This window comes from Pseudomonas sp. So3.2b (assembly GCF_019464415.1).
Lineage (GTDB): Bacteria > Pseudomonadota > Gammaproteobacteria > Pseudomonadales > Pseudomonadaceae > Aquipseudomonas > Aquipseudomonas shahriarae.
Map to the genome: position 1 here is coordinate 1201337 of NZ_CP080494.1, position 25855 is coordinate 1227191.

At 60.3% G+C, this 25855-nt stretch carries 26 protein-coding genes and 1 tRNA gene; 16 read left to right on the forward strand and 11 right to left on the reverse strand.

What is annotated here, in order from left to right:
* Nucleotides 1-127 precede the first annotated feature (127 nt).
* Nucleotides 128-1222: a D-alanine--D-alanine ligase gene (ddlA, locus tag K1X80_RS05195; protein WP_057442032.1), complete on the forward strand. Its 1095-nt coding sequence runs from the start codon at nucleotides 128-130 to the stop codon at nucleotides 1220-1222.
* Between the two features lie 116 nt (nucleotides 1223-1338).
* On the opposite strand, the gene ggt is transcribed toward ddlA, so the two are convergent.
* Nucleotides 1339-3183, reverse strand: a complete 1845-nt coding sequence (gene ggt / locus K1X80_RS05200) for a gamma-glutamyltransferase (protein ID WP_057958272.1) — start codon at nucleotides 3181-3183, stop codon at nucleotides 1339-1341.
* 309 nt (nucleotides 3184-3492) lie between these two features.
* Between ggt and K1X80_RS05205 the strand changes: the two genes are divergently transcribed.
* Nucleotides 3493-5547, forward strand: coding sequence for a TonB-dependent receptor domain-containing protein (locus K1X80_RS05205; protein ID WP_057442027.1), 2055 nt, complete (start codon nucleotides 3493-3495; stop codon nucleotides 5545-5547).
* Between the two features lie 194 nt (nucleotides 5548-5741).
* Here the strand turns inward: K1X80_RS05205 and K1X80_RS28060 are convergent, their stop codons facing one another.
* On the reverse strand, nucleotides 5742-6008 hold the full coding sequence (locus tag K1X80_RS28060) for a hypothetical protein (protein WP_233096848.1): 267 nt from the start codon (nucleotides 6006-6008) through the stop codon (nucleotides 5742-5744).
* Nucleotides 6009-6295: 287 nt separating this feature from the next.
* Complete coding sequence (locus K1X80_RS05215) at nucleotides 6296-7297, reverse strand: SLAC1 anion channel family protein (protein WP_220172698.1); 1002 nt, start codon at nucleotides 7295-7297, stop codon at nucleotides 6296-6298.
* A 115-nt stretch (nucleotides 7298-7412) separates the two neighbouring features.
* On the opposite strand from K1X80_RS05215, the gene K1X80_RS05220 reads away from it, so the two are divergent.
* Nucleotides 7413-8369, forward strand: a complete 957-nt coding sequence (locus K1X80_RS05220; RefSeq protein WP_057958274.1) for a GlxA family transcriptional regulator — start codon at nucleotides 7413-7415, stop codon at nucleotides 8367-8369.
* A gap of 62 nt (nucleotides 8370-8431) precedes the next feature.
* On the forward strand, nucleotides 8432-9037 hold the full coding sequence (locus tag K1X80_RS05225; RefSeq protein WP_186625429.1) for a nucleotidyltransferase domain-containing protein: 606 nt from the start codon (nucleotides 8432-8434) through the stop codon (nucleotides 9035-9037).
* A gap of 164 nt (nucleotides 9038-9201) precedes the next feature.
* Here the strand turns inward: K1X80_RS05225 and K1X80_RS05230 are convergent, their stop codons facing one another.
* Together K1X80_RS05230 and K1X80_RS05235 are read right to left on the reverse strand one after the other, a co-directional pair.
* Nucleotides 9202-9642, reverse strand: a complete 441-nt coding sequence (locus K1X80_RS05230) for a hypothetical protein (RefSeq protein WP_220172699.1) — start codon at nucleotides 9640-9642, stop codon at nucleotides 9202-9204.
* A 140-nt stretch (nucleotides 9643-9782) separates the two neighbouring features.
* Nucleotides 9783-9859: transfer RNA gene (locus tag K1X80_RS05235), tRNA-Met, on the reverse strand.
* Between the two features lie 387 nt (nucleotides 9860-10246).
* Between K1X80_RS05235 and K1X80_RS05240 the strand changes: the two genes are divergently transcribed.
* Nucleotides 10247-11464 carry an MFS transporter gene (locus tag K1X80_RS05240; protein ID WP_220172700.1) on the forward strand — a complete coding sequence of 406 codons (1218 nt, stop codon included), beginning with the start codon at nucleotides 10247-10249 and terminating at the stop codon, nucleotides 11462-11464.
* Nucleotides 11465-11502: 38 nt separating this feature from the next.
* Here the strand turns inward: K1X80_RS05240 and K1X80_RS05245 are convergent, their stop codons facing one another.
* Nucleotides 11503-12054 carry an RNA polymerase sigma factor gene (locus tag K1X80_RS05245; RefSeq protein ID WP_057437724.1) on the reverse strand — a complete coding sequence of 184 codons (552 nt, stop codon included), beginning with the start codon at nucleotides 12052-12054 and terminating at the stop codon, nucleotides 11503-11505.
* A 262-nt stretch (nucleotides 12055-12316) separates the two neighbouring features.
* Between K1X80_RS05245 and sctW the strand changes: the two genes are divergently transcribed.
* Genes sctW through sctU form a run of 11 tightly spaced genes read left to right on the forward strand, consistent with a single transcriptional unit; the run spans nucleotide 12317 to nucleotide 22519 of the window.
* Nucleotides 12317-13408: a type III secretion system gatekeeper subunit SctW gene (gene sctW, locus K1X80_RS05250; RefSeq protein ID WP_057958277.1), complete on the forward strand. Its 1092-nt coding sequence runs from the start codon at nucleotides 12317-12319 to the stop codon at nucleotides 13406-13408.
* Nucleotides 13405-15501 carry a type III secretion system export apparatus subunit SctV gene (gene sctV / locus K1X80_RS05255; RefSeq protein ID WP_057958278.1) on the forward strand — a complete coding sequence of 699 codons (2097 nt, stop codon included), beginning with the start codon at nucleotides 13405-13407 and terminating at the stop codon, nucleotides 15499-15501. Before sctW ends, sctV begins: the two co-directional genes overlap by 4 nt.
* Before the next feature lie 57 nt (nucleotides 15502-15558).
* Complete coding sequence (locus K1X80_RS05260; protein ID WP_081044177.1) at nucleotides 15559-16464, forward strand: FHA domain-containing protein; 906 nt, start codon at nucleotides 15559-15561, stop codon at nucleotides 16462-16464.
* Nucleotides 16461-17819, forward strand: coding sequence for a FliI/YscN family ATPase (locus tag K1X80_RS05265; protein ID WP_057958280.1), 1359 nt, complete (start codon nucleotides 16461-16463; stop codon nucleotides 17817-17819). The genes K1X80_RS05260 and K1X80_RS05265 overlap by 4 nt, the downstream gene beginning before the upstream one ends.
* Nucleotides 17806-18231, forward strand: coding sequence for a type III secretion system stalk subunit SctO (sctO, locus tag K1X80_RS05270; protein ID WP_057958281.1), 426 nt, complete (start codon nucleotides 17806-17808; stop codon nucleotides 18229-18231). The genes K1X80_RS05265 and sctO overlap by 14 nt, the downstream gene beginning before the upstream one ends.
* A complete protein-coding gene (locus tag K1X80_RS05275) occupies nucleotides 18228-18686 on the forward strand; it encodes a type III secretion system HrpP C-terminal domain-containing protein (protein ID WP_057958282.1) in 459 nt (152 codons plus the stop codon). The genes sctO and K1X80_RS05275 overlap by 4 nt, the downstream gene beginning before the upstream one ends.
* Complete coding sequence (locus tag K1X80_RS05280) at nucleotides 18683-19705, forward strand: FliM/FliN family flagellar motor switch protein (RefSeq protein WP_057958283.1); 1023 nt, start codon at nucleotides 18683-18685, stop codon at nucleotides 19703-19705. Before K1X80_RS05275 ends, K1X80_RS05280 begins: the two co-directional genes overlap by 4 nt.
* The gene (gene sctR, locus K1X80_RS05285) at nucleotides 19702-20355 is read left to right on the forward strand and encodes a type III secretion system export apparatus subunit SctR (protein ID WP_057958284.1); all 654 of its coding nucleotides are present in this window, start codon (nucleotides 19702-19704) and stop codon (nucleotides 20353-20355) included. The genes K1X80_RS05280 and sctR overlap by 4 nt, the downstream gene beginning before the upstream one ends.
* Nucleotides 20356-20362: 7 nt before the next feature.
* The gene (sctS, locus tag K1X80_RS05290; protein ID WP_057958285.1) at nucleotides 20363-20626 is read left to right on the forward strand and encodes a type III secretion system export apparatus subunit SctS; all 264 of its coding nucleotides are present in this window, start codon (nucleotides 20363-20365) and stop codon (nucleotides 20624-20626) included.
* Nucleotides 20627-20636: 10 nt separating this feature from the next.
* A complete protein-coding gene (gene sctT, locus K1X80_RS05295; protein WP_220172701.1) occupies nucleotides 20637-21425 on the forward strand; it encodes a type III secretion system export apparatus subunit SctT in 789 nt (262 codons plus the stop codon).
* On the forward strand, nucleotides 21422-22519 hold the full coding sequence (sctU, locus tag K1X80_RS05300; protein WP_169990137.1) for a type III secretion system export apparatus subunit SctU: 1098 nt from the start codon (nucleotides 21422-21424) through the stop codon (nucleotides 22517-22519). Before sctT ends, sctU begins: the two co-directional genes overlap by 4 nt.
* Here the strand turns inward: sctU and K1X80_RS05305 are convergent.
* Genes K1X80_RS05305 through K1X80_RS05325 form a run of 5 tightly spaced genes read right to left on the reverse strand, consistent with a single transcriptional unit; the run spans nucleotide 22516 to nucleotide 25853 of the window.
* Nucleotides 22516-22887: a hypothetical protein gene (locus tag K1X80_RS05305; protein WP_057958288.1), complete on the reverse strand. Its 372-nt coding sequence runs from the start codon at nucleotides 22885-22887 to the stop codon at nucleotides 22516-22518. The two genes, sctU and K1X80_RS05305, sit on opposite strands and share 4 nt — an antisense overlap.
* Nucleotides 22884-23087, reverse strand: coding sequence for an HrpT family type III secretion system protein (gene hrpT, locus K1X80_RS05310; RefSeq protein ID WP_057958289.1), 204 nt, complete (start codon nucleotides 23085-23087; stop codon nucleotides 22884-22886). Before hrpT ends, K1X80_RS05305 begins: the two co-directional genes overlap by 4 nt.
* A complete protein-coding gene (gene sctC / locus K1X80_RS05315) occupies nucleotides 23084-25225 on the reverse strand; it encodes a type III secretion system outer membrane ring subunit SctC (RefSeq protein WP_220172702.1) in 2142 nt (713 codons plus the stop codon). Before sctC ends, hrpT begins: the two co-directional genes overlap by 4 nt.
* 15 nt (nucleotides 25226-25240) lie before the next feature.
* Nucleotides 25241-25633 carry a CesT family type III secretion system chaperone gene (locus K1X80_RS05320; protein WP_057437726.1) on the reverse strand — a complete coding sequence of 131 codons (393 nt, stop codon included), beginning with the start codon at nucleotides 25631-25633 and terminating at the stop codon, nucleotides 25241-25243.
* Nucleotide 25634: 1 nt separating this feature from the next.
* Nucleotides 25635-25853, reverse strand: coding sequence for a hypothetical protein (locus tag K1X80_RS05325; protein WP_057958291.1), 219 nt, complete (start codon nucleotides 25851-25853; stop codon nucleotides 25635-25637).
* Nucleotides 25854-25855: the final 2 nt, after the last annotated feature.

Genomic DNA, 25855 nt, shown 5'->3' on the forward strand with positions numbered 1-25855 from the left:
GAGTTACGTTAACTGAGTCTGGGGCGGCTGTCTGCCAGGGTCTTGAACGATTGTGCGCGGCTTCAACGGTGGCAGGCTGCTGACCGCTCGTGGTAATAAACCCTACATTTCAAATGTGAGGCAGGTTATGAGCAAGTTGCGGGTAGGTATTATTTTTGGTGGACGTTCGGCCGAGCATGAAGTGTCCTTGCAGTCGGCACGCAACATCGTCGACGCCCTCGACCGCACGCGCTTCGAGCCGGTACTGATCGGCATCGACAAGGCCGGCCACTGGCACCTCAACGACACCTCGAACTTCCTGCTCAACCAGGAAAACCCGGCGCTGATCGCCCTCAACCAGTCCAACCGCGAACTGGCGGTGGTGCCGGGCAAGGCCAGCCAGCAACTGGTGGAAACCTCGGGCCAGGGTTTACTGGAACATGTCGATGTGATCTTCCCCATCGTCCACGGCACCCTCGGCGAAGACGGTTGCCTGCAAGGCTTGCTGCGCATGGCGGACCTGCCGTTTGTGGGTTCCGACGTGCTGGGGTCGGCGGTGTGCATGGACAAGGACATCAGCAAGCGCCTGTTGCGTGATGCCGGTATCGCCGTGGCGCCCTTTATCACCCTTAACCGTGGCAACGCGGCACGCACAACCTTCGACCAGGCTCGGCAAAAGCTGGGGTTGCCCCTGTTCGTCAAACCGGCCAACCAAGGCTCCTCGGTGGGCGTGAGCAAGGTGGCTGACGAAGCCGAGTACCTGGCGGCGATTGAACTGGCCCTGGGTTTCGATGAAAAAGTGTTGGTGGAGTCTGCCGTCAAAGGCCGCGAAATCGAATGCGCGGTGCTGGGCAACGAGCGTCCCATCGCCAGCGGTTGTGGTGAGATCGTGGTGCGTGACGGCTTCTATTCCTACGACAGCAAGTACATCGACGACCAGGCCGCCCAAGTGCTGGTGCCGGCGGACATCAGCGTCGAAGCCAGCGAACGCATTCGTGCCCTGGCCGTCGAGGCCTTTGAAGTGCTGGGCTGCGCCGGGCTGGCGCGGGTCGATGTGTTTCTTTGCGAGGACGGTGAAGTACTGATCAATGAGGTCAACTCACTGCCAGGGTTCACGCGCATCAGCATGTATCCCAAGCTGTGGCAGGCGGCGGGGATGAGCTACAGCGAACTGGTCAGCCGCCTGATCGAACTGGCGCTGGAGCGGCATGGGATGCGCAAGGGGCTGAAGATCAGTCGCTAAGCTTCAACCGCCATCGCCGGCAAGCCGGCTTCTACAGGGTATGGCGTATTCTGCCGTTAACTCTGTAGGAGCCGGCTTGCCGGCGATGAGGCCCGTAAAGGCGATACAACCCTGGGTCAATCCCCCAACGCTTCCCCTTCACGACGCGGATCCGCGCCCCCACTCCAGGTCGCCTTACCCTGGGCATCGCGTACTCGCACGATGGCCTGGGTGCCGCTGGTCATCTCGATCTCGCTCAAGGTATGCCCTCGCTCCTTGAGCGCCGCCTTCAACGGCTCGCTGAACAGCCCTTGCTCCAGCTCGGTCGCGCCGTTGCGGCTGCCGAAGTTGGGCAGGCTGATGGCGGCTTGCGGGTCGAGGTTCCAGTCGAGCATGCCCACCAGGGATTTACTCACGTATTCGATGATCTGCGATCCGCCGGGGGAGCCGACCGTGGCCAGCAGCTCGCCACTTTGGCGGTCGAAGACCAGGGTTGGCGCCATGGACGACCGGGGGCGTTTGCCCGGCTCGATGCGGTTGGCCACCGGCTGGCCGTTTTCCTCGGGGATAAAGGAAAAATCAGTCATCTGATTGTTCAGCAGGAAGCCCTGAACCATGACGTGGGAACCGAACGCGGCTTCGATGGTGGTGGTCATCGACACTGCGCCACCCAGGTCATCCACGGCCACCACTTGCGAGGTGGAAATGCGCAGCGGCGAGCGATCCGGCGCGTAGGCCACTTGAACGCCCATCGGTTGGCCGGGCTTGGCCACGCCCATGCTGCGTTCGCCGATCAATCCTGCGCGGCTGGCCAGGTAGCCGGGGGCGACCAGGCCCGCGACCGGCACCGGGACGAAGTCCGTATCGGCGACGTATTGCCCACGGTCGGCGTAAGCCAGGCGATCAGCTTCGGCAATCAGATGCACCGCTTCGGGCACCGGTTCCAGGCCGGCGACTGTCGCGCTCTTTACCGGCTTGAGCGGCGCCAGGGCCCAGCGTGGGTCGCGGGCTTCGAGGGCCTGCAAGGTGCCGAGGATCTGCGCAATGGCCACCCCGCCTGAAGAGGGCGGTGGCATGCCGCACACTTGCCAGCGCTTGTAGTCGGTACACAGCGGCGCGCGCTCCTTGGCGCGGTAGCGCTTGAGATCGTTCAGTGCAAGGCGCCCCGTGTTCTGATGACCCTGGACCTTGCGTGCAATCTCCTCGGCGATCGGGCCGTGGTACAGCGCGTCGGGTCCTTCCTTGGCGATGCGCTTGAACACATTGGCCAGCGCCGGGTTTTTCAACAGGGTGCCGGTGGCTTTCGGGCTGCCGTCGGCGTTGAGGAAGTACGCCGCCATGTCCGGTGACTGGCTGATGTAGCGGTCGGCGGCGATCAGGCTGTGCAGGCGCGGGGAAATCGCAAAGCCTTGCTCGGACAGCTGGATCGCCGGCGCAAACAACTGCGCCCAGGGCAGACGGCCGCTGTGTTCGTGGGCCATCTTCAGCGCGCGCAGCACACCGGGGGTGGCGACCGAACGACCACCGATCTGCGCCTGGGCAAACGCCATCGGTGTGCCGTCGGCCTTCAACAACATATCGGCCGTGGCGCCGGCCGGGGCCGTTTCACGGCCGTCATAGGCCCGTACCTGCTTGCCATCCCACAGCATGATAAAGGCGCCACCACCGATCCCCGAGGACTGCGGCTCCACCAGTGTCAGCACCGCTTGCATGGCGATGGCCGCGTCAATCGCCGAGCCTCCCTGGCGCAGGATCTTGCGCCCGGCTTCGGCCGCCAGCGGGTTGGCCGCCGCCGCCATATGGCGTTCGGCGTGGCGTACCGTCATGTCCGTGCGATAACCCGAACCCAGCTCCGGGGCGGGCGGCAGGTCGGGGGTGCTGGTGCTGTTGCAGGCACCGAGGCTGAGGGCGGCGATGATCACCGAGAGGCTGGTAAGGCGCTGCAAGCGTAGGTTGAAAAGCACGCGCTGAACTCCGTTCATTTTGAGAATGATCTGTTGTCCCTGGGGTGATGCTTGGCGGGTAAAACGCACCAGGCAGATATCTGCGGGGAGGAGGGCGGACACTAACAGCGGGAGACAGGAGCGTCAAAATCCCCCCTCCGGCTTCGGCGTTCTCGGCCATCTTGGCCTATGACCAGGCGTGGCGCAGACAACAAACTTGTTTCAACCGCATGGGGTTGTTGCGAGATTTTTCAAAAACGTCTTTCTAAATGATAAGGATTTGCATTACGATCCTTGGCCTTTAATGCTCCGCCATGGTGCATATTGGCCCAACAAGGACTGTTTGCAATGAAAACCCCTCCCTGCCTTTTCAGCTCTCTTTTCCTCACCGCCGGCGTGCTGATCGCCGCCCCCGTGTTGCAGGCAGAAGAGATTGGCGAGGTCGATAAACACGCCGTCACCGAACTCGATACCTCATTCGTCACCGCCACCGGCGGCGCCACGGACCTGCGCGACGCACCGGCCAGCGTCAGCGTGATTACCCGCGAAGAAATCGAGCGCCAGCCGGTGTACGACCTCAATACCCTGCTGCGGCGTGTACCCGGGGTCACCGGTGGCTTCGGCCCGGTGGGCGAGCAATCAAAAATCAAACTGCGTGGCCTGGACGACAAGTACACCTTGATCCTGGTGGACGGCAAACGCCTCGGCGGTTCCGGAGACTTGAGCTATCGCCGCGACCTGGCGCGCCAGGACCTGAACTGGATCACCCCGAACATGATTGAGCGCATCGAGATCGTGCGCGGCCCCATGTCGTCGCTGTACGGCTCGGATGCCATGGGCGGGGTGATCAACATCATCACGCGCAAGGTCTCGAGCACCTGGAGCGGTTCGGCCAACGTCAACACCACGATTCCCGAAGATTCCGACCGTGGCCAGACCACCCAGACCAGCCTCAACCTGTCCGGGCCGTTGACCGAGTCCGTGGGCCTGCGCCTGGGCGCCAACCTGACCCGGCGGGCCGCCGATGAGGTCACGGCGCGCCTGGATAAGGATGGCGAGTTCATGTACGGCGACGGCGCTGGCGGCGCCAAGGACCACAGCGTCAACGCCTTGCTCGACTGGAAAATCAATGACGAGCAAAGTCTGTCGTTCGAGGCTGTGCATGGCGTCGAGCGCTCCTGGTCGAGCAAAAAGACCTTTGGCGATTGGGGCGAAACCCTCGGCGCTGGCTTCGGTCCTGGGCGGTTGATTCGCGACAGCTACTCTGTGTCCCACAGCGGGGACTGGAGTTTCGGCACCTCGAAGGTCGACCTGTACCTGAACAAATTCAAGAACGACATCGACTGGGGCAAATCCAGCGCCGAAGAGAAAATCGCCGAAGGGAGCCTGAACATTCCGTTTGAGTTGTTGCTCAGCCAGCGCATGACCGTGGGCGGGCAGTGGAAGCGTGAAGAACTGACCAACAGCGATACCCTGGGCACGGTGCCTGTGGACTACCAGGGCGCTGCGGTTTCCGGTTCGTCGCTCAAGGGTGACTACTCGGCCGCGTTTATCGAAGATGAGTTGTACCTGCTCGACAACCTGGCCCTGACCCTGGGCAACCGTTTCGACCACAGTCAAGACTATGGCAACCACAACAGCCCGCGGGCGTACTTGGTCTACCATCCGCACCCGGACTGGACCGTGCGCGGCGGGGTGTCCAAGGGCTTCCGTGCGCCAAGCCTGAAAGAGGGCAGCGCCGGCGCCGCCACTGAATCCGGCGGTCGCGGTTGCGGCTCCTTGAAACCCCTGGGTTATGTGAGCGGCAGTTGCTGGATGGCCGGTAACCCGAACCTGTCGCCAGAGACCAGCGTCAACAAGGAAATAGGCGTGTCCTTCGACCGTGACGGTTGGGAGGCCAGCCTGACCTACTTCCACACCGACTTCGAAGACAAGATCGAATACGCGCCACTGGGCCAGTTCCAGGGTCGCTGGTGGACCATGCTGGAAAACGTCGAAGAAGCGCGCACCCGCGGCTGGGAAGGCTCGGTTCGCGTACCACTGACCGATTCCCTGGACTGGCGCACCAACGCCACCTACATGCTGGAGAGCAAAAACCTGTCCACCGGCGAAGACCTGATCAGCGCGCCCAAGTTGTCGGCTTTCAGTGCAATCAACTGGCAAGCCACCGACACACTCAACACCGAACTGTCGGCGCAGCATGTCGGCAAGCAGCGGGGTGTGGGTAACGACTTCGTCAAGTCCTACACCACCTATGACCTGACGGCGAACCTGGCCGTGACCAAGTGGTTGACGCTCAATGGCGGCGTGCAGAACTTGCTGGATGAAGATGCGCGGGATGGTTCGACGACGTTCTATGTGCCGGGCCGGGCGTTTTTTGCCGGGGCTACGACTTACTTTTGAGGTGTAGCCATGCCCCGCGAGCAACAGCTGCTCGCGGGCTTGCTGATGGCTCAGTCCATTTTAGGATTGATCAGGCGCCATTGATCTGAAGGTAGGCGCGTGCCTTGCCTTCGGTTTCGAATCCTAAGTGCGTTAACAGACGCGCGCTGCGCAGGTTCTCCGGTCGGTCATTGGCCATGATCCGGTGCAGCTTCCTACCCTCGATGCTCATCGCTATCGCGCATCAGCACGTGCAAGGCCTCGCCTCTGGCGGCTTTGTGCTCCATCAACTGCAGCCGTTGAGTCACGGCATCAAGGTTGAAAAATCCACCATCTCGCAGCGGTTCCCACGGTTGGAGATAGGTACGATTTTCCAGCAAATAAGTGTGCATTGTTGCCGCATGAGATGCATGGGGCGTGCGCAGTACCAACCGATGGGTCGTCAGGGGATCAACAAGGGGAGCTGCCTTGTTACCTTTCAACGTTCACCTCGGATCATTTGGTGATAAAGGTAGCGATAGAGCCGTTGCGGGCGAGCCCGCCTGATGGCGCAAATCTGCGGTTCACATAACCCTTGCCTGGCCATTGTTCGGTTTGCTCGCGATCAAGGCTGGCAACGGCGCGGTTTGGCGCTTGGGGAGTAGCATGGTTGATGGGAGCCATTGTCTTTGGCGGTGTACGCTAGGTGAGTTAGCACTCAGAGCCGGCATGACGATGCGCAAAGGCAAAAAAGCGAGCCGGTTAAGGCTCGCCAAAGGGAGGTAAACGGTCAGTTGGCCAACAGTTTTCCGCTGAGCAGGCTGGTCAGGGTTTTCACCAGCAGCACGCTCAGTGCCACAGTGAGGAACAGCAGGATCACAGCGGCGATGACCACCAACACGGTGCTGTCCTGGGCATGTGCATATTTCAACGCTGCGTTGCTCAGCGCTGCGATGGGGAAGCTGATTGCCCACCATGAAGGGGCAAAAGGCACATCCCGACGGAACACTTTGAAGCTCAGCACCACGAACAGGAACAGGCCGAAGTAGAACAACACGCTGGCAAACCGGTCGATCTCGCCGAACACGTTGGTGTAGGCCAGAAAACCTACTTCAAAGGGGGCAATCAGGATCATCAGCGAAGGCACCATGCCTTTGGCCGGAGCGGCCTCATGCACCAGCCGCGAAAAGATTCGGGTGAAGAATACCAGCGCCAGCACCGCACCCACGGCGAGGGCAAACAGGTTGAACTCAGTCGCCCAGGCCATCGGCATATGCGCACCGGTTACCGCGATATCAAGGGTGGCAACGCCTGGAATCAGCCAGGCAGGTACGGCATTCAACGGGTCCTGATTGCCCGACAACAGACGGTAAACCACGAAGCCTGCGAGCAGCACCGTCAGTGCGCTGCCTAGTATCCAGAGAGCCTGTCCGAGCCATTCGTTGTGGGCCCCCGCGACTGCCGAAAGCAACAGCAGTGCAATGGTGACGGTGCCAAAAAAGTTGCTGGCAATCGGGTGGTTGAACTCGGCCTTGACTGCTGCTGGATGTTTCACCCATTTGGTCAGGTAACCCAGGGTCAACAGCACGAATACCAGGCCGGCCAGCGCGCCAATGGCCTCACCCAAGCTGCCGCCGACGCCGTAATACTGTCCACTCAAGCGCCAAGCCAGGGCCAGGCCGGCCAAACCCATCACTGAGCCGAATAAATTGATAGGCAAGTTTTTGATCGAAGTTTTGCTGACGATTACCGCTCGAGCGGTATCGACGGCGGGGGTGTATGCAGTGTTCATGCTAGTCTCTTGATTGACTGAATTTGCTGTTGTGGCTATTTTCAGCCAAATAACCATTGGCTGAAATAGTCATCAGGCGATGAATTCAGCCAATTATTCGACAAGGACAGACATCATGCGTATCACCCTCCTGGCATTCCCTCGTGTGCAACTGCTGGATGTCGCCGGGCCCGCCGATATCTTTGCTGAAGCCGCCAAGCAACTGGGGAACCCGCGTGCCTATCGGGTCGAAGTCATCGGTACCAGCAAGGGCCTGATCAAAACCTCAAGTGGTTTGAAGCTTGGCATTGATGAAACCTTCGAAACATATAAGGGCAAGGTCGACACCTTGCTCGTGGCCGGCAGCCCACATATCAACGAAATCGCGCATGACCCTGCGTTGCAAGATTGGCTACGCCGGCAAGCCAAATCCGTCCGTCGTATCGGCTCAGTCTGTAGCGGTGCTTTTTTGCTGGCCGCCGCAGGTCTGCTCGACGGGCGCCGTGTCACCACCCATTGGAATTCCAGCGCAAGACTTGCCAAGGAGTATCCGCACACCCACGTCGATCCGGATAGCATCTTTATCAAGGACGGCAACATCTACACGTCGGCGGGTGTTACGGCGGGCATGGACCTGGCGTTGGCGCTGGTCGAAGAAGATTACGGCAGAGAATTGGCGCTCAGCGTGGCCCGTGAGATGGTGATGTTCTTCAAGCGGCCTGGCGGGCAATCGCAGTTCAGCGCGCAACTGGCAGCGCAAACCGCCGAACGCAGCGTGATCCGGGACGTGCAGGAATATGTGGTAGAGCACCTGAAGGCCGACTTGAGCGTCCCTGCCTTGGCCGCCCGCGCCGGTATGAGTGAGCGAAACTTCGCCCGTACCTTCAAGGCTGAAGCCGGTTCGACCCCGGCCGAATTTGTCGAATTGGCCCGCATTGATGCGGCCAGACGGCTGATTGAAGATGCCGATGTTTCACTTAAACGCTTGGCCGATACAGTCGGTTATGCCAATGCGGACGGGTTCAGAAGGGCATTTATGCGGCGTCTCGGCGTTGGGCCAAGTGATTATCGAAAGCGGTTTTCATTGATGTGATGCGTGAGTGGCCCAATGCGCTAGGCATGCCAGTAATTTTCAGAACGATCGGAGATCAGGTTATGACGGACAAGGCTCTGGCGCCGGATCAAGAACTATGGCGTTCATGGACGCCCGCTGAGTTGGCTGTTCGCCTGAAGACCGTCTCGCTCCCCTGGTGCGTTGTCGGCGGGTGGGCGCTTGACCTATGGCACGGCGAAAAAACGAGGGAGCATGACGATATAGAGTTCACCCTGTTGCGAGACGATTTTCTGGAGTTCCGGCACGCGCTTGGCGACCTTGATATGTACACCGCGAAGGCCGGAGTGCTCACTTTTCTCCCCGTGGGTCAAAGCCCAGGATTAGACATTCAGCAGGTGTGGTGTTTCGACCCTGTTGCTCAAGCCTGGCGGGTGGACATGATGATTGAATCAGGAAGCCCTGAAGTATGGGTATACAAACGGGATGGGTCTATCCGGTTTCCCCGTACCGAAATGTTGTATCTGAGCAGTGAAGGCATTCCATATTTAAGGCCTGCGGCGATCCTCTTGTTCAAAGCCCTGCACGTGCGGCCAAAGGATGAGGAGGATTTTCACAAGACCTTGCCGACGCTGCCCGATGAGGAGGTGGCGTGGCTGAGGCGGCATTTGCTGAAGCTTCATCCGGGGCATCACTGGATAACCCATTGATCAACAATTGCCCGCTGCATTGGGCTCTCCCTTTTGAGGGCGCATCGCCACACTTCTGTGGTCCCGACGCGTCGCGCAGTATCAAGCTCCTGAGCGACCCTGGCATGAGCCTCGGCCATTCGCATCTCCAGCTTACGCTTTACTGAGCGAACTTGAGCGTAGGGTCAGGGCTGCGAGTGCTCGGCATAGATTGCCATGACCTTTTCGTAGCTGTCGGTGTTGAGGAAATCATTCTCGTATGCGCCCTGAACTTTTGCCCTGCCACCTTCGATCCCGGAGAGTGCAATTGCGACAGCGAGTGAATTGTTGTGGCCGCACTCCTCGACGGGAAAACCACGTAGCAGGATATCCGCGACGCCCTTCAACACTGGAGGTGGCAGCTTCTCAAGGTAGTAAGCAGCAGCGGGCGGTGCGTCGCCTTGATAGTCTTTCTCGTCAATTGCGATCTGCGCCAGTTGGACGAGAAAACGGGTGCAGTTGGCGTGAGATAGAAAGAATGAGTCCGCTACCCGGGACGAGTGCCAGCAAAGAATAAGCAGTTCGCGAAGCGTCTTTTCTGATGGGATGCCTTCATCGATGATGGTCTGCGCCCGAGCCTCCGCCATGTGCTATTGAAGCATGCGTTTGGGCCTACACAGAGGGGAAGGATGGGGTAGAGGTAGACAGCCAGAAACAAGAAAGCCCGCACGAGGCGGGCTTCTTGAGGTGATTCATAGACTGCTGTAGACATCTATGGATCGGTACTTGGTGGCTACACAGGGACTTGAACCCCGGACCCCAGCATTATGAATGCTATGCTCTAACCAACTGAGCTATGTAGCCAAGTGGCGCGCATTATTCGCGTAGAACGGGAATGCGTCAAGCGCTTTTTTTGAAAATTTATCTACGCTATCAACTGTTTAAGGAAAAACACCGGGTGAGGCGACCAGTGGCTGGGGATTTGTGCACTTCACCAGGCCGCGAACATCTGAGTGTGGGGCTTGCCTGCGATGGCATCTGATACACCGAGTTGCCTGCATCGCGGGCAAGCCCGGCTCCCACACAAGCCCGCACACATTTGATTTGTGGCGCGTTCGGCGCCTGGCTGGTGTTCGCTGCAACGATTCACCTACTCGTTAGCCTGCTAACGGGATAGCCTTCCTGCCCCATTAAGTGGCACATTGTCACACCTGCACCTGTGCATCCATCTGCTGTACGGAAACGTTTCTCATGGCCCTTACCAATTCCCAGCCTTCAGTGGCTACGGCGCCGGCCGCGGCGCAATCCAGCCCGTTGGTCATGCGTATCATCGGCGCCGTGGCGCTGGCGCACTTGATCAATGACTTGATTCAGGCGGTGTTGCCGTCGATCTACCCGATGCTCAAGCAAAGCTATGGCCTGACCTTTACCCAGGTCGGCCTGATTACCCTGACGTTCCTGCTCACGGCCTCGCTGCTGCAGCCATGGGTGGGGTATTACACCGACCGTCATCCCAAGCCGTTCCTGTTGCCCTGCGGGATGATCTGTACGCTGGTGGGGATTTTGATGATGTCCCAGGTCGGCAGTTTCCCGCTGATTCTGCTGGCGGCGGCGTTGATCGGTATTGGCTCCTCGACCTTCCACCCGGAGGCGTCCCGCGTGGCGCGCCTGGCCTCGGGTGGGCGTTATGGCCTGGCGCAGTCGACCTTCCAGGTGGGCGGTAACGTGGGTTCGGCGTTTGGCCCGTTGCTGGCGGCGGCGATCATCATTCCGTTCGGCCAGGGCAATGTCGCCTGGTTCGGCTTGTTCGCGGTGTTTGCCCTGGGCGTGCTGTATGCGATCAGCCGCTGGTACCGCAACCATTTGAACCTGTTCAAGCTCAAGCAAGGCCAGGCCGCCACCCATGGCCTGTCGAAAAACCGTGTGCTCGGCGCGCTGGTGGTGCTGGGGCTGTTGGTGTTCTCCAAGTACTTCTACATGGCCAGCTTCACCAGTTACTTCACCTTTTACCTGATCGAGAAGTTCGACCTGTCGGTGGCCAGTTCCCAGTTGCATCTGTTCCTGTTCCTCGGCGCGGTGGCGGCGGGTACGTTCTTTGGCGGGCCGATTGGCGACAAGATCGGCCGTAAGGCGGTGATCTGGTTCTCGATCCTCGGTGTGGCGCCGTTCACCTTGCTGTTGCCCCATGTCGACCTGTTCTGGACCAGCGTGCTCAGTGTGGTGATCGGTTTTATCCTGGCCTCGGCGTTCTCGGCGATTGTGGTGTACGCGCAGGAATTGGTACCGGGCAACGTAGGGATGATCGCCGGGGTGTTCTTTGGCCTGATGTTTGGGTTTGGCGGAATTGGCGCGGCGTTGCTGGGGTATCTGGCGGATATTCATGGCATCGAGTACGTGTACACGTTGTGCTCGTTCCTGCCTTTGCTCGGGGTGCTGGCGATTCTGTTGCCTCGCACGAAAAAAGCGTAAAGCCGTAAGGTTTGCCCTATCCCTGGGCAACACCTTTCCTACTGGTAGGGGTGAGACTTTGTCGCGCGTTTGAGCTGTTCCCGCGCCCGGGACAGTCGGGAGCGGACGGTACCAATCGGGATCGCCAGGGCGTCGGCGGTGTCCTGGTAGCTGCCGTCGGTTTCCAATGAGGCATACAAGGTATTGCGCATTTCCAGGGGCAGGTGCTGGATGGCACTCAGAGTATTTTCCAGGCGGCGGCTGATCTCAAATTGGCGCGCCAGATCCTGTTCTTCGTTCTGCCCATGGGAGAGCGCTTCGTCGAACTCGCAATGCACCGGCTTGGCATAGAGGCGGCGGAAGTGATTGCGGATCAAGTTCAGCGCGATCCCGCACATCCAGGTGCTCAGTGACGCCTGCGCGCTGAAGTGATGGCGGTTGCGCCAGGCCTCCAGATACGTCAGTTGCAGGATGTCGTCCGCATCCTCTGGGTTCAGTACGCGTTTATGAATGAACCGGCGCAGGCGCTTGTGGTGGTCGTCGGACAGATCTTGGATGGATTGGCTAGGGTCACGGGGTAAATTAACTAAAACACTGATAGGGATATCCATGATTTTTCCTCAGGGTAGAAGCAGTCGAAATGGTTTCGACGAGAACCCTGTTAGCACCGCTTGTGCCAAGCGCGGAAAGTCTCTATCTGGTTGATAAATATAAGGAAATATCTTGTTTTAGGTGTTTTTCATGCAAGGCCTTGCACAAAGCATCATGAGTTTGTGCAGGTATTTTCATTGCCCTGGGAAATGACGGCGAAGATGGAACTGTATCGGGTGCTGTAGCCACACAAGGATACGAATCTCTTGTCCTGGCACTCCCATGAAAGTCGATCCCAACCTTGATGTGCAAAATCACCCGCAGTTGAATCAACCGGCATCTGCACGGTTCGAGAGTGGGCCGTCGTCGCAGATAAACGCCCCCATCGCTGACGATTTCAGTGAGATGTTCAGCCAGGAGGTCGCACGCAACGCCACGTCCCTGAGCGAGCGTCAACTGGGCTTGCGTACGCCTCCGGCCGAGCAGTTGGTCCAGCTCTATGAGCAACTGGGTCACCCGGCCCAGGCGAAAATGGCGACCATTGCCCGTAATGTCAGGGGGCAATTGCTGCTCCGCGCCGGCGTCGGCAAAATCATGCAGATCACCGGCAACGACCCGGCGCGGGCCTATGTGGTGCTCAAGCACGTGGCGCTCCAGGCGGATGCTGAGGGGCGTACTGCGGAGGCTAGCCTGGCACGCAGTTCCCTGACTGATCTGGAGAACCACTACCAGCCGCAGATCCAGGCGGGCCTGAACACGGCGATGGCGCTGCAGGCCGGCAGCGATGACCCACAGATGCGCCAGGCGGTGCGCAGCCTGTATTACACCAGCGTGGTCACGACCCAATCGCTGGCGACCCTGATGCAGTCGCTGCTGGGGCTGTATGGTGAAGGTGACTTCGAGACGGGGCTGAAGCTGATCCGCCGGGCCCTGGCCGATGATATTGCCGCGCAGACCTCGTCGGTCGATCGGGGCCAGTTGCGCACTTTGCTGTTGGGCCTGAACGATTGCAGCCGGCTGAGCGGCGTGCTCGCGCGCTGCAAGGAGCTGATCGGGCGCTCCCTGCTGTTGTACCCCGAACTGCATCTGGATCCGCTGGGTCTGTTGCAGCGCTTGCTGGGGTATGCGGCCAACGGTCTTACGCCCCACGAAATCAAGCACCTGGCCAGGGACCTGGGGGGGAGTGAGCTGTCTCACCAGTTGAGTTCCCTCGGCGCCTTTTTTCCCGAGCTCAAAGCCTTGCCCCTGGCCTGGTGGTGCGATGCAAGACGGCGCGAAGAGGCCGTGAACAGCTACAAGCAGGTGCTGCTTGAATACGCCATGCAGGAGCGAGGCGCGCGACATACCCACACGTGGCCAGGGCTCAAGGCATGAGTGCGTTGCGGGCAATCAACGGGGTGCTGTTGAAGGTTGCACAGCGTGCCGAGGTGCTGGGCGCGGTGGTCGTCATGGCCATTGTGTTTATCTTTATCGTGCCGTTGCCCACCTGGCTGGTGGATATCCTGATTGCGGTCAATATCTGTATTTCGTGCCTGCTGATCGTGTTGGCGTTGTACCTGCCGGGGCCGCTGGCCTTTTCCTCGTTTCCGTCGATCCTGCTGCTGACCACGATGTTTCGCCTGGCGTTGTCGATTGCCACCACGCGTCTGATCCTGCTGGAGCAGGACGCCGGTGACATTGTCGAGGCGTTCGGCAACTTTGTGGTGGGCGGCAACCTGGCGGTGGGGTTGGTGATCTTTATGATCCTGACCCTGGTGAACTTCCTGGTGATCACCAAGGGCTCGGAACGGGTTGCGGAAGTGGCCGCGCGTTTCAGCCTCGATGCCATGCCCGGCAAGCAAATGTCCATTGACAGTGACCTGCGTGCCGGCCTGATTGATGGCAACCAGGCCCGTGACAAACGTGAGCAACTGTCCCGTGAAAGCCAGTTGTTCGGGGCCATGGACGGGGCGATGAAGTTCGTCAAGGGAGACGCTATCGCCGGGCTGATCATTGTGGTGATCAACTTGCTGGGCGGTTTTGCCACCGGCATGTTCCAGCATGGCATGAGCGCCGGCGACTCCATGGCGTTGTACTCGGTACTGACCATTGGTGACGGCTTGATCGCGCAGATCCCGGCCCTGCTGATCTCGCTGACGGCCGGCATGATCATCACCCGTGTGGCGCCGTCCGGTCGCAACAAAGGCAGCAACAATATGGGCGCCGAGATTGCCCGGCAAATGACCAGTGAGCCCAAGAGCTGGATGATCGCCTCGGTGGGCATGCTCGCGTTCGCGACGCTGCCGGGGATGCCCACGGTGGTGTTTATCCTTATTTCGCTGATGACCGGCAGCCTGGGTTATTACCTTACGCGCCAGCGTCAGCGTGAGCAGCAGGCGCAGGAACCGGTCGCCGATAGCCTCCCGCCGGAGCAGAACGGGGTGGAGGACTTGCGTGGTTTCGATCCGTCGCGGCCTTACCTGTTGCAGTTTCCGCCGGCCCTGCAGGATAGCCCGCTGGTCACTGAAGTGATCCACGGGGTGCGCCAGAGCCGCAATAGCCTGGTGACCCAGATCGGCTTGACGCTGCCGCCGTTTGAAGTCGAGTTTGCGCCTACGCTGGCCGACGATGAGTTTCGCTTCTGCGTGCATGAAGTGCCCATATTGAAGGCCACCCTAGGTCACTGGGTCGGCGTGGAGCTGGCGGCACTGTCGGCCGAGCCTGAAAGCGGCAGCAGGGGCCTGGTGGAGCGTGATGAACAGGACTGGGTCTGGTTCCCCCCCGATGACCCGGTGCTGGCGGACGAACACCTGGCGCGCTCGACGGCGTACAGCTTGCTCCAGGAGCGGATGACCCGGGCGATGTTGCTCAGCGGCCCGCAGTTTCTCGGGATTCAGGAGAGCAAAGCGATTCTCAGTTGGCTGGAGTTCAACCAGCCGGAGTTGGTGCAGGAGCTGCAGCGGATCATGCCGCTGTCGCGGTTTTCATCGGTGTTGCAGCGCCTGGCCGGTGAGGGCGTACCGCTACGGGCGGTGCGGCTGATTGTCGAGGCGCTGATCGAACACGGTCAGCATGAGCGTGAGCCGGATGCCCTGGCTGACTATGCGCGCATAGCCCTCAAGTCGCAGATTCTCCACCAATACAGCGAAGTCGACGGCCTGCATGCCTGGCTGCTGTCACCCCACACCGAAAACGTATTGCGCGATGCCCTGCGCCAGACCCAGACGGGGGTGTTCTTTTCCCTGGATCACGAAAGCAGTGCGGCGCTGGTCAGCCTGCTCAAGCAAGCCTTTGCCGTGCGCCCCAAGAGCAAGAGCGTGCTGCTGGTGGCGCAGGACTTGCGCAGCCCCTTGCGCACCCTGCTGTTGGAAGAGTTCAACCATGTGCCGGTCCTGTCGTTCGCCGAGCTGAGTGCTTCATCCAAGGTCAAGGTGCTGGGGCGTTTTGATCTGGCCCGGGACGATCTGATGCGCGAGGAGGTGGCATGAGGGCGTTGGTGAGTCTTGCGCGGGCCAATGTCGTTCCAGCGGTGATGAGGCTAGATGATGTTTGAATTGCGCGTGCTTGATGGTCTGCACCAGGGGGCTGCGCTGCCACTGTTTGGCGGGCAATGGCTGATTGGGGCCCACCCGGATGCTGATCTTTCGCTGTATGACGAAGGTATTGCCGAGCGGCATGTGCTGTTGCGTTGTATCGAGCAGCGCTGGTCGGTGCAGGCCGAAGAAGGGCTGGTGCGGGCCGGCGACGGTCGGCTTCTGGCGCAGATTGCCGACCTGGCACTGGGTAGTCCTTTTACGATTGGCAATGTTCGCCTGTGTGTCACCCTGGCCGACCAGCCTTGGCCGCAAGCAGCGATGCCTGCTGCCGATGCGCCTGCGCCCAGGCCGGTCGGCCAGGCGGTGCCGGCATTAACGTTGTCCTCGATTTCCGGGCCGCAACAGAAGCGCATGCTCAGCCTGGTGCTGGTGATTGCCGTCATCATTACGGCGGTGGGCCTGGCCACCACGGGCGACCACGAGGCGCAGGCGTCGTTGATGCCGGTGAAAAGTCAAAAAAACGAGCTGGACTCACCCTACGAAGTCCGCCAGCAACTGCTGAAAATGCTCAACGAGCGTGAGCTGGGTAATCGGATCCGCCTGCAGGTGATCAATGGCCAGGTGGCTCTGGACGGTGACGTTTCCCTGGACGAGGTGGGAGTGGTGTCGCGCATGCTCAGTCGTTTTGGCGAGCAGTTCGAGACCTCCGTGCCGGTGATCAGCCGGGTCAAAGAGCGCAGCGCCGTGTTCCCTTTCAAGATCCTGCAGATCGTCGGCGGGCCCAATGGGCATGTGGTCCTGGATGAAGGCAGCCGGCTGTTTGTCGGGGATGAAGTGGATGGCTTGCGGCTGGTCCTGATTGATAACAGCAAGGTGGTGTTCGACGGCGTGCAGCGCTATGAGGTGCGCTGGTGAGTGGCGAGCTGCAGGCACGCCTGGAGGCCTGGCAGCAGGACCGATCACAGGCCCTGGCCAATTTTGCGCCGGTCTCGGTACGTGGGCGTATTCAGCGGGTCAACGGCATGTTGCTGCAATGCCGCTTGCCCGACGCGCGTATTGGCGATTTGTGCCAGGTGGAAAAGTCCACGGGCGACTACATGCTGGCCGAAATTATCGGTTTCGATCAGCAGGATGCGGTGCTCAGTGCCCTGGGCAACCTGGAAGGCGTGCGCGTGGGGGCCAGTGTCGAGCAGTTGGGGGTTGCGCATCGGGTGCGGGTCGGCGATGACCTGTTGGGCCAGGTGTTGGACGGCTTTGGCCGCCCGATTACGGGGGAGGGGGCCAGCGCCTTTGTCGAGGCGCACGCCCACGATACCAGCCTGGTGTTGTGCGAGGCGCCGTTGCCCACCGAGCGGCCGCGGATCCACCGCGCATTGTCCACCGGGGTGCGTTCGATCGACGGCCTGCTGACCCTGGGTGAAGGCCAGCGCGTTGGCCTGTTTGCGGGGGCCGGCTGTGGCAAGACCACCTTGCTCGCGGAGATCGCCCGAAACGTCGACTGTGATGTGATTGTGTTCGGCCTGATTGGCGAGCGGGGCCGCGAGTTGCGCGAGTTTCTCGATCATGAACTGGATGAGCAACTGCGGGCCAAGGCGGTGCTGGTGTGTGCGACGTCCGACCGTTCAAGCATGGAGCGCGCCCGGGCTGCCTTCACCGCCACGGCACTGGCCGAAGGCTACCGACGCAAGGGCAAGCGGGTCCTGTTGCTGATCGACTCCCTGACCCGTTTTGCCCGGGCCCAGCGCGAAATCGGCCTGGCCGCCGGCGAACCGCTGGGGCGTGGCGGCCTGCCGCCGTCGGTGTACAGCTTGCTGCCGCGTCTGGTAGAGCGCGCAGGGCTGACCCGCGAGGGGGTGATCACGGCGATCTATACGGTGCTGATCGAGCAGGACTCCATGAGCGATCCGGTGGCCGATGAAGTGCGCTCGCTGCTCGATGGCCATATCGTCTTGTCGCGCAAATTGGCCGAGCGCGGCCACTACCCGGCGGTGGATGTGCTGGCCAGCCTGTCACGGATTTTGAGCAACGTCGCCGAGCCCGCGCATATCCAGGCCGGGACGGCACTGCGTCGCTTGTTATCGGCGTACCAACAGATCGAGCTGATGCTCAAGCTGGGGGAATACCAGCCCGGCAACGATGCCCTGACGGACCTGGCCGTGGACAGCCGCCAGGCGGTGGATGGCTTCCTGCGCCAGGACTTGCGCGAGCCGGCACCGATGCCGATGACCCTCGATCAATTGATGAGCCTGACCACCCATGTCCCTTTCTGAACTCGACACCTTGCGGCGTCTGCGCAGGCATCGCGCCGACCGCGCCGAGCGCGCGTTGCGTGAGGCCAAGCGGCACCAGCAGGCCTTGTTGGCGCAAATCCAGCAGGCCCAGCAAGCCCTTGAGCAGACCCGCCTGGAGGAAATCCAGAAAACCGCAGAGCTGTTGGAGAAGCACCAGGGGCAGGTGCTCTCGCTGTCCCAGCTCAAGTCCTGGGGGACCCAGGAGCGCACTTTGTCCGCCGGAACCCGGCGCGAAGAAGGGCAGTTGCATGAGCTGCATGGCCGGCGTGAGGAGCAGGTGGTGCAGGTCGCCAGTGCGCAGCAACAGGTGAGCCAATGCCTTAAAGAGGTCGAGAAACTTCAGGAGTTGTCCGTTTTGTTGGCTCAGGAAGCAATACAGGAAGAAATATGACGCAAGTTCCAGCAAGCAAACCCGAACGCCCGCGTCTGCGTGAGCCTCGGGACGACAGGGAGCCGGTGATGGTGGGCGGCTTGGCCAGGGAGCTGGGGCAGTTGTTTACTCATCTGCTTGGCGACACCGACGAGAGCGCCGGTTACGGCCCATCGGCCACGGGTGCTGCGGCGTCCGCCGATATCTTGATGATTGAAGCCATGACCGGCCAGTTGCTCCCCCAGATCCGTGGGGGAGTGCAGTGGCCCCTGCAGGCGTTGCTGTATCTGCCGCGCCTGGGCCGGATCAATGCCAGTGTGCGTCGTGAACAGGGGGCCTGGAGCATAGAGTTGGCGGCAGAACAGGAGCTGACCGCCCGTTGGCTGGGGGGCGTGCGCCAGTGCTGCGAGGAGCGTTTGGCCGAAGGGTTGGGCCAGCCGGTCAATGTGCATCTGGTGCATGTGGGGACGGCATGATCCTGCCGACCTTGCTCATTCCATCGGTCAAAAGCGGCACGGTGGCGGCGAGGCTTCGTTTGGGGCGCGGCTTGCGCATGGGGTTTACGGTCCAGGACCAGCAGGGAGAGTTGCTGCTGGAACCCGGGCGCGCGCCCAGAAGCGCTGCCCCCCTGTATTTCGACAGTGCTTGCGGCCTGCTGGCCTTCAGCGAGCCGGGGCCGATGTTCAGCCTGCTGGGGGAGTGCCCGGTGACGCTGGCAGAGGCTGGCAATGATCCGGATTCCTGGTTCTGGGAGCTGTTCCAGCACCACTTGAGCCCTCAGGTGCGAGCGCTGTTCGGTTACCTGCGCCTTCGCACGCCTCCTGGAAAACTGAATTTCGGTTGCCGGCTTACGGTGACGCTGGGGCCCTCCAGGGTGGTGGGGTATCTGTTGCTGACCCCTGAAAGTCTGTTGGCGCTGTGCGAGGCGGGGCAATGGCAGCCGACGGCCCAGCCATTACCGGCCTCGTTTCAACTGGCGATTGCCGTGACGCTGGGGCGCTTGCAGCTACCCCTGACCCAGGTTCGCAGCCTGCGTGTCGGTGATGTGGTGATGCTGGAACAGGCCTTTTTCGATGTGCACGGCAATGGTCGGTTGCGGATGGGAAGGCATCGCGTGCATGGGCGCCTTGATGATGAATCGGGGTCTGTGTGCCTGACACTTATATCTATCGAGGAGACGTCTGTGGACGAGGATCTTTCAGCACAACATTACTCAGGGTATGACGAGCATGATCTTGATGAACCCGTGGTAGATGTTTTTGGCCATGAGCCTTTCGATGAGTTGAGCATGGCCTTGAATGTGCGCTGTGGGACCCTGAACCTGACCCTCGGGGAGCTGCGCAATCTGGCCCCCGGCGCGGTGTTGAGCATCGCGGGCTACGCCCCGGGCATGGCAGGGCTTTACTACGGCGATCGACCGATTGGTCAGGGCCAGTTGGTGGAGGTGGATGGACGCCTCGGCTTGCAGTTGTCCCGTGTGATTTTCGCGCGATGACTTTTCAGGGGATCGACCCCATTGTCCTGGCGTTGTTTCTCGCGGCATTGTCGTTGATGCCTATGTTGTTGATTGTCTGCACGGCCTTTCTGAAAATCGTCATTGTGCTGATGATCACCCGCAACGCGATTGGCGTGCAGCAGGTGCCGCCCAGCATGGCGTTGAACGGCATAGCGCTGGCGGCAACCCTGTTTGTCATGGCGCCCGTGGGATATGAAATGGCACAGAATGCCAAGCAATTCCCCGTGGACATGAGCAGCGTGCAGCGCCTGCAAGAAACGGGGCTAGAGGCGATAAAGCCGCTGCGCACCTTTATGAGCCGCAACACCGACCCGGACGTCCTGACCCATTTGGTGGAAAACACCGCGCGCATGTGGCCGCCGGAGATGGCGCAAAACGCCCATCGCGATGACCTGTTGCTGCTGATCCCGGCTTTTGTGCTTTCGCAGTTGCAGGCAGGGTTCGAGATCGGCTTCCTGATCTATGTGCCCTTTATCGTCATCGATCTGATTGTTTCCAACCTGTTACTGGCGCTGGGCATGCAGATGGTCTCACCCATGACCATTTCCTTACCCCTCAAGTTGTTGTTGTTCGTGCTGGTGTCCGGGTGGTCGCGCCTGCTCGACAGCTTGTTCTTTTCTTATCTCTGAGTGGCCTATGGAACCGATCCTACTCTTCAAACAGGGCATGTTGCTGGTGGTGGTGCTATCGGCACCTCCGTTGATCGTGGCAGTGATCGTCGGCGTGATGACATCTCTGGTACAGGCCCTGATGCAGATACAGGACCAGACGCTGCCCTTTGGCATCAAGCTGGTGGCGGTTGGCATTACCCTGATCCTGACGGGGCGCTGGATTGGCGTGGAGTTGATCCAACTGATCAACCTGATGTTCGACATGATCGCCCGTTCGGCCTTGAACTGAGGTACGACCGGTGCTGCCTTATCTCGACTTCCTGGCCAGCCTGGTGATCGCCATGGCACGCATCTACCCTTGCGCGTTCCTGGTGCCGGCCTTCTGTTTTCAACATATACGCGGTATGCCCCGGCATACCATTGTGATGGTCATGGCGTTTATGCCGGCGCCGATGATCCATGCTGCGCTGGCGGGCAACGAATACTCGGTGCTGATGCTCGGTGGGCTATTGCTCAAGGAGGTGGGCCTGGGGGTTTTGCTGGGTGTCTTGTTGTCCATGCCATTCTGGATGTTCGAGTCGGTAGGCGCGCTGCTGGATAACCAGCGTGGGGCCCTGGCGGGCGGGCAACTGAACCCCTCGCTCGGCCCGGACGCCACGCCCGTGGGGCATTTATTCAAGCAGGTGGTGATTTTCCTGTTGATTGCCACCCTTGGGCTGGGCGTATTGACCCAGGTTATCTGGGATAGCTACCTGATCTGGCCCGCCACGGATTGGCTGCCGGTGGTGGCCGTCAACGGTTTCAGCGTGTTCGTTGGGATGCTTGGCGAAACCTTCACACACATGATGCTTTACGCTGCGCCTTTTATCGCGGTGCTGCTGTTACTGGAGTTCGGTTTCGCCTTACTCGGGTTGTACAGCCCGCAGTTGCAGGTCAGTACCCTGGCAATGCCGGCAAAGAGCCTGGCGGGACTGGCCTTTTTACTGCTGTATTTTCCATTGCTGCAAGATCTGATTGTAGGGCGCATGGGGCTGCTGGGCGACCTTAAGCATGCCCTTGGCCTGATGTTCCGGGGCGTGAACCAATGAGCGATTCCGGCGAGAAAAAACACGCGGCAACGCCCAAGAAGCTCAAGGACCAACGCAAGAAAGGCCAGGTTGCACAAAGCCAGGACGTGCCCAAGTTGCTGGTGCTCACCGCGATCAGCGAGATCGCGTTGCTCACCGCCGAAACCAGCATGCAGCGCTTCCAGCAGTTGATGGTGTTGCCGTTTTCGCGCTTGGACCAACCGTTTGTTCGCGCCCTGGAAGAAGTGTTGCTCGATGGCCTGGTCGTTTTTTTCTCGTTTGGTCTGTTGATGTGCGCGGTGGCGATCGCGACGAAACTGATCAGCAGTTGGATGCAGTTCGGCTTCCTGTTTGCCCCGGAAAGCCTGAAGCCGGATTTCAATCGCCTCAATCCGCTGAACCAGCTCAAGCAGATGTTTTCCGCCCAGTCGGTGATCAACCTGTTGATGGGGCTAGGCAAGGCATTGCTGCTCTCGCTGATTCTGTATGTGGTTATCACCCCCTCTTTGCAGGTGTTGATCAACCTGGCCACCAGCGATCTGCAAAGCTATATCGTGGCGCTGATCACCTTGTTCCGCCACTTGCTGCATGCCTGCCTGGGGCTGCTGCTGGTGCTCGCGCTGATCGACCTGGCCATGCAGAAGCACTTCTTTGCCAAGCGCATGCGCATGACCCAGGTGGAGGTGGTCAAGGAGTACAAGGACATGGAGGGCGACCCCCACGTCAAGGGGCAGCGGCGTTCCCTGGCTTACCAGCTCGCCCAGGAAGAACCCAAGATCAAGTTACCCAAGCTGGAAGAGTCCGACATGCTGGTGGTCAACCCCACGCACTATGCCGTGGCGTTGTACTACCGCCCCGGCAAAACCCCGCTGCCGATGCTGGTGGACAAAGGCACGGATGCCCTGGCCCGTAAGTTGATTGAACGGGCCAAGTCCGCCGATGTGCCGGTGATCCAGTGTGTGTGGTTGGCGCGCATGCTGTATGAGCGCAAGCTGGGCGCGCCGATTCCCCGGGAGACCCTGCAGGCAGTGGCGCTGATCTATCGCACCTTGCGTGAACTGGATGATGAAGCCAAGCGCCAGACCCTGGAGTTGCCGGAGCTTGCGCGCCGCTAGGGCGCGCGGTGTACATCCAGCGCTTCGAGCCGGGCCAGGGAAAGCATGCGGCTGAGGGTGTCAGCGGGCGAGTGGCCGCAGGAGGGCAGTGCATGCCAGATCACCAGGCTGCCCTTGGCATCGAGGAACACAAAGCACCCATCGAACGCCGTTGCGTGTTCAAAGCGCCGCTCCAGCACCCGTTCCAACTGGCCGACCTGCAACGCCTCAGGCGCAATCTGCAAGGCCAGGCCGGGTTGCGAGCCGGGATTCAAACGGCACAGGCCAATGCCCGGGTGCAGCGAGTGGTAAGCGACACGGCCGCTCACCAGGTTCTGCAGAAACTCCTGGTCATGCGAACCAGCGTCGGGTAATGGCATGACCGTCATCGCTCCAGGGAGATTGTCTGGTAATCCGAGCGCTCCCCCGAGGGGCCGGGTTCGACACGCATTTGCGGCGGCCACCACACCACCAGTTTGTCGGCGCTCGATTGGGGGCGGGAGCAGGAGTCGCCTCGACATGTCGGTGTACACCCCTCCAGCAGCAGGGTCAGGCCGAGGAGGGTGATGCAGGCGATTCGCTGTTTCATGGCGCAGTTTTCCGTGTTGGGGTGAGCAGGGAGGGGCGGGTCACACCGATATGTTCATCCTTCACCACCGGGCGCATGGCGATGAATACCTCGGCCTCTTCACCGGGCTTGAGCCAGGCCCGCGGCCAGACACCGACGGCCAGGGTCTGGGAGTTGCTGCATTCCTTCTCATCGATACGCACGTTGCGCTTGAACTGGTTACGCAGCACGACCACCGCCACGTTGAACTGCGGGCCGGTGTACCACTGGCTGCGTTCGGTATTGAGCGCCAGCAGATCACGGGTGCTGCACAAGGTGTTCAGGCCTAGCGGCATAGGCTCAGCCTTGAACGTGTGGGGCACTTGACCGGTGACCAGGTGTGCAAGGGCGCTGGTGATATCGCTGCGCTTGATCACGGGCTGATGCTCGGCATAGCGCCTGGCCAAAGGCTTGAGGGCGGCCTGCAGTTCCGCCTGGTCGTCCTGGGGCAAATAGCGCGACGGGTCCGCCTGGTCGCCGATCACCCGCGGGGTCAGGATAAACAGGCGTTCACGGCGGTTGTTCTTGCGCTCGGTGGAGGGGAACAGCGTCTTGCCCAGCAAGGGAATATCGCCCAGCACCGGCACTTTATTGCGTCTGTCGGCGCTTTCGCTGACATGGAAGCCGCCGACCACCAGCGAGCGTTTTTCCGCCATCACCGCCTGGGTGCTGACCTTGCCGCGGCGTACATCGGGGCCGATGCGTTCGGGGTTGGTTTCGTCGAAGTTGCCGTCTTCAATATCCACCGCCAGATGGACCTGATGGCTGCCGCGCGAGGTGATGACCCGTGGCACCACCTGGAAACTGGTGCCCACGGTGATGGGCAAGATGGTCGCGTTTTCGACGCCAGCGGTCAGGTACTGGGTGCGATTGAAATCAATCACAGCGGGCTGGTTTTCCAGGGTCAGCACCGACGGGTTGGACACCATGGTCGCCAGGCCCTTGGCCTCCAGGGCGCGGATATCGGCGTAGAAGCGGTCGCGGTTTCCAATCGACATCTGTGCGGAGGTACCCGGCGCCATGTTCACCCCGCCACGAAAGCGGCTGTTCTGGAAACCCCAGTTGACCCCGAACTCACGCAGCTGCGTGCGCTCGATATCGAGAATGATCGCGTCGATCTCCACCAGCTTGCGTGCCACATCGAGCTGGGCGATCAGCTCGCGGTACATTGCCTGGCGCTCTGGCAGGTCATAGATCAATACGGCGTTGTTACGCACATCCGCTTCAACGCGGATCCGGCCTCTTGCAACCGGGGCTCTGGTGGTGAGCGGCATGCCTGGATTCATCTGCCCGAGGGGAGCTGGCGCGCCGAGCATCTGGTCCAGCATCGGGTTGCTTAGGCGGGGCAGGATCGGGGTGACAGGCGAGGGCTGCGATGACGAGGCGGGACGTGAGGTCCTCGACGAAAGCACTGAGGTGTCCCGAGGTTCCAATAAGCCTCGCAACATGCTGGCAACCCCGGGGATGGCCAACTTTTCGCCACGATAATCAATCGGGCGGTCTGCTGCGTTGGCGAACTTCAGCGGGAACGTCAGCACACTCTGTTTTTCATCGGGAGATTTACGCTGGCTGCTGAAATGCTTGATCTGGTCGATATAACGCTTGGGGCCCGACACCAGCACCACACCATCGTCAGGTAATTCTCCCCAGCCGAAACGGCTATCGAGCAGGCCAATGTCGGTCAAGGCCTGCTTCAAGTCAGCCACGGTTTCGGAGGAGACTTCCAGGCGCGCGGACTCCTGTTGGTCCAGGGTGCTGATGTACAGCGTGTTGTTGTACATGTACCACTGGAAACGATGTTCTACTCCCAGCCTGTCGAGCAGTGACTGGGGGGTATCAGCGCGGATCTTGCCATTGACGTTGCCCTCCAGCAGGCCGTCGATCTGCAATTGCGTGCCAAAGGTCTGGGCGAAATCCTCCAGGACTTCTTGCACCGGCTTATGTTCGGCTTCATAGGCATACGCGGTGTTTTTCCATTCACTGGGGATAGCCGCGAGCGTACTTTGCAGGGGCATAAGCAACCAGGGTAACGCTAGCAGGCAGCGCCAATCGGCTATTTTTCGCGGACCTGCAGGCGAGACGGCGCGCAAGCGATTGCGCTTGTCGATCTTGTTATACATGGGGGAACTCTCTGATTAGTACGGCAGCGAGCGTAGTGACAGGGGCTTGTGTTTCAGGTTTGGCTTTGCGAGACGCTTGATCATTGCGCGCCAGGTGTCGCGCTGGTTGAGCAGCGTTTCGAGTGTGTTGCACAACTGTTCTGGACTGCACCCACTGATCAATTGTTGACGCAGCCAGAGCGCACCACTTTCCGGTGATTGGGCCAGCGCTCCTTGGAAGTGGTTCAGGCTGGCGCGTCCCAATCGCATCCAGTTTTGCAGGGTGGATTTGTCGGGCCGTTCCTGAGTCAGTTGCACACTTAACAGCAGCACTGGGCCAGAGCGCCGTAAGACAATCTCATCGTTGCCCTCCATCAGGCTGATGTGTTCAGTTTGGTCGTTCATCCAGCGGGCAATCAGCGCATCCACCTTACTGCACGCCGTCAGCAACTATTTTGAGAATGGTATGGCTGGCGCGAACGGCCTCGTTGTAGGCGATCAACGAGTAACGCTCCTGTTTCATCAACTCAGCGAACAAATACTCATCGAAATCTGTGTTGGCAAAATCTTCGTTTATATCGGCTGCCTTGTTTATGCTGCTCTGCAGTTGTCTGAGCAGGTTCTTTTTCACGTCGTGGTGGAAATCCATAT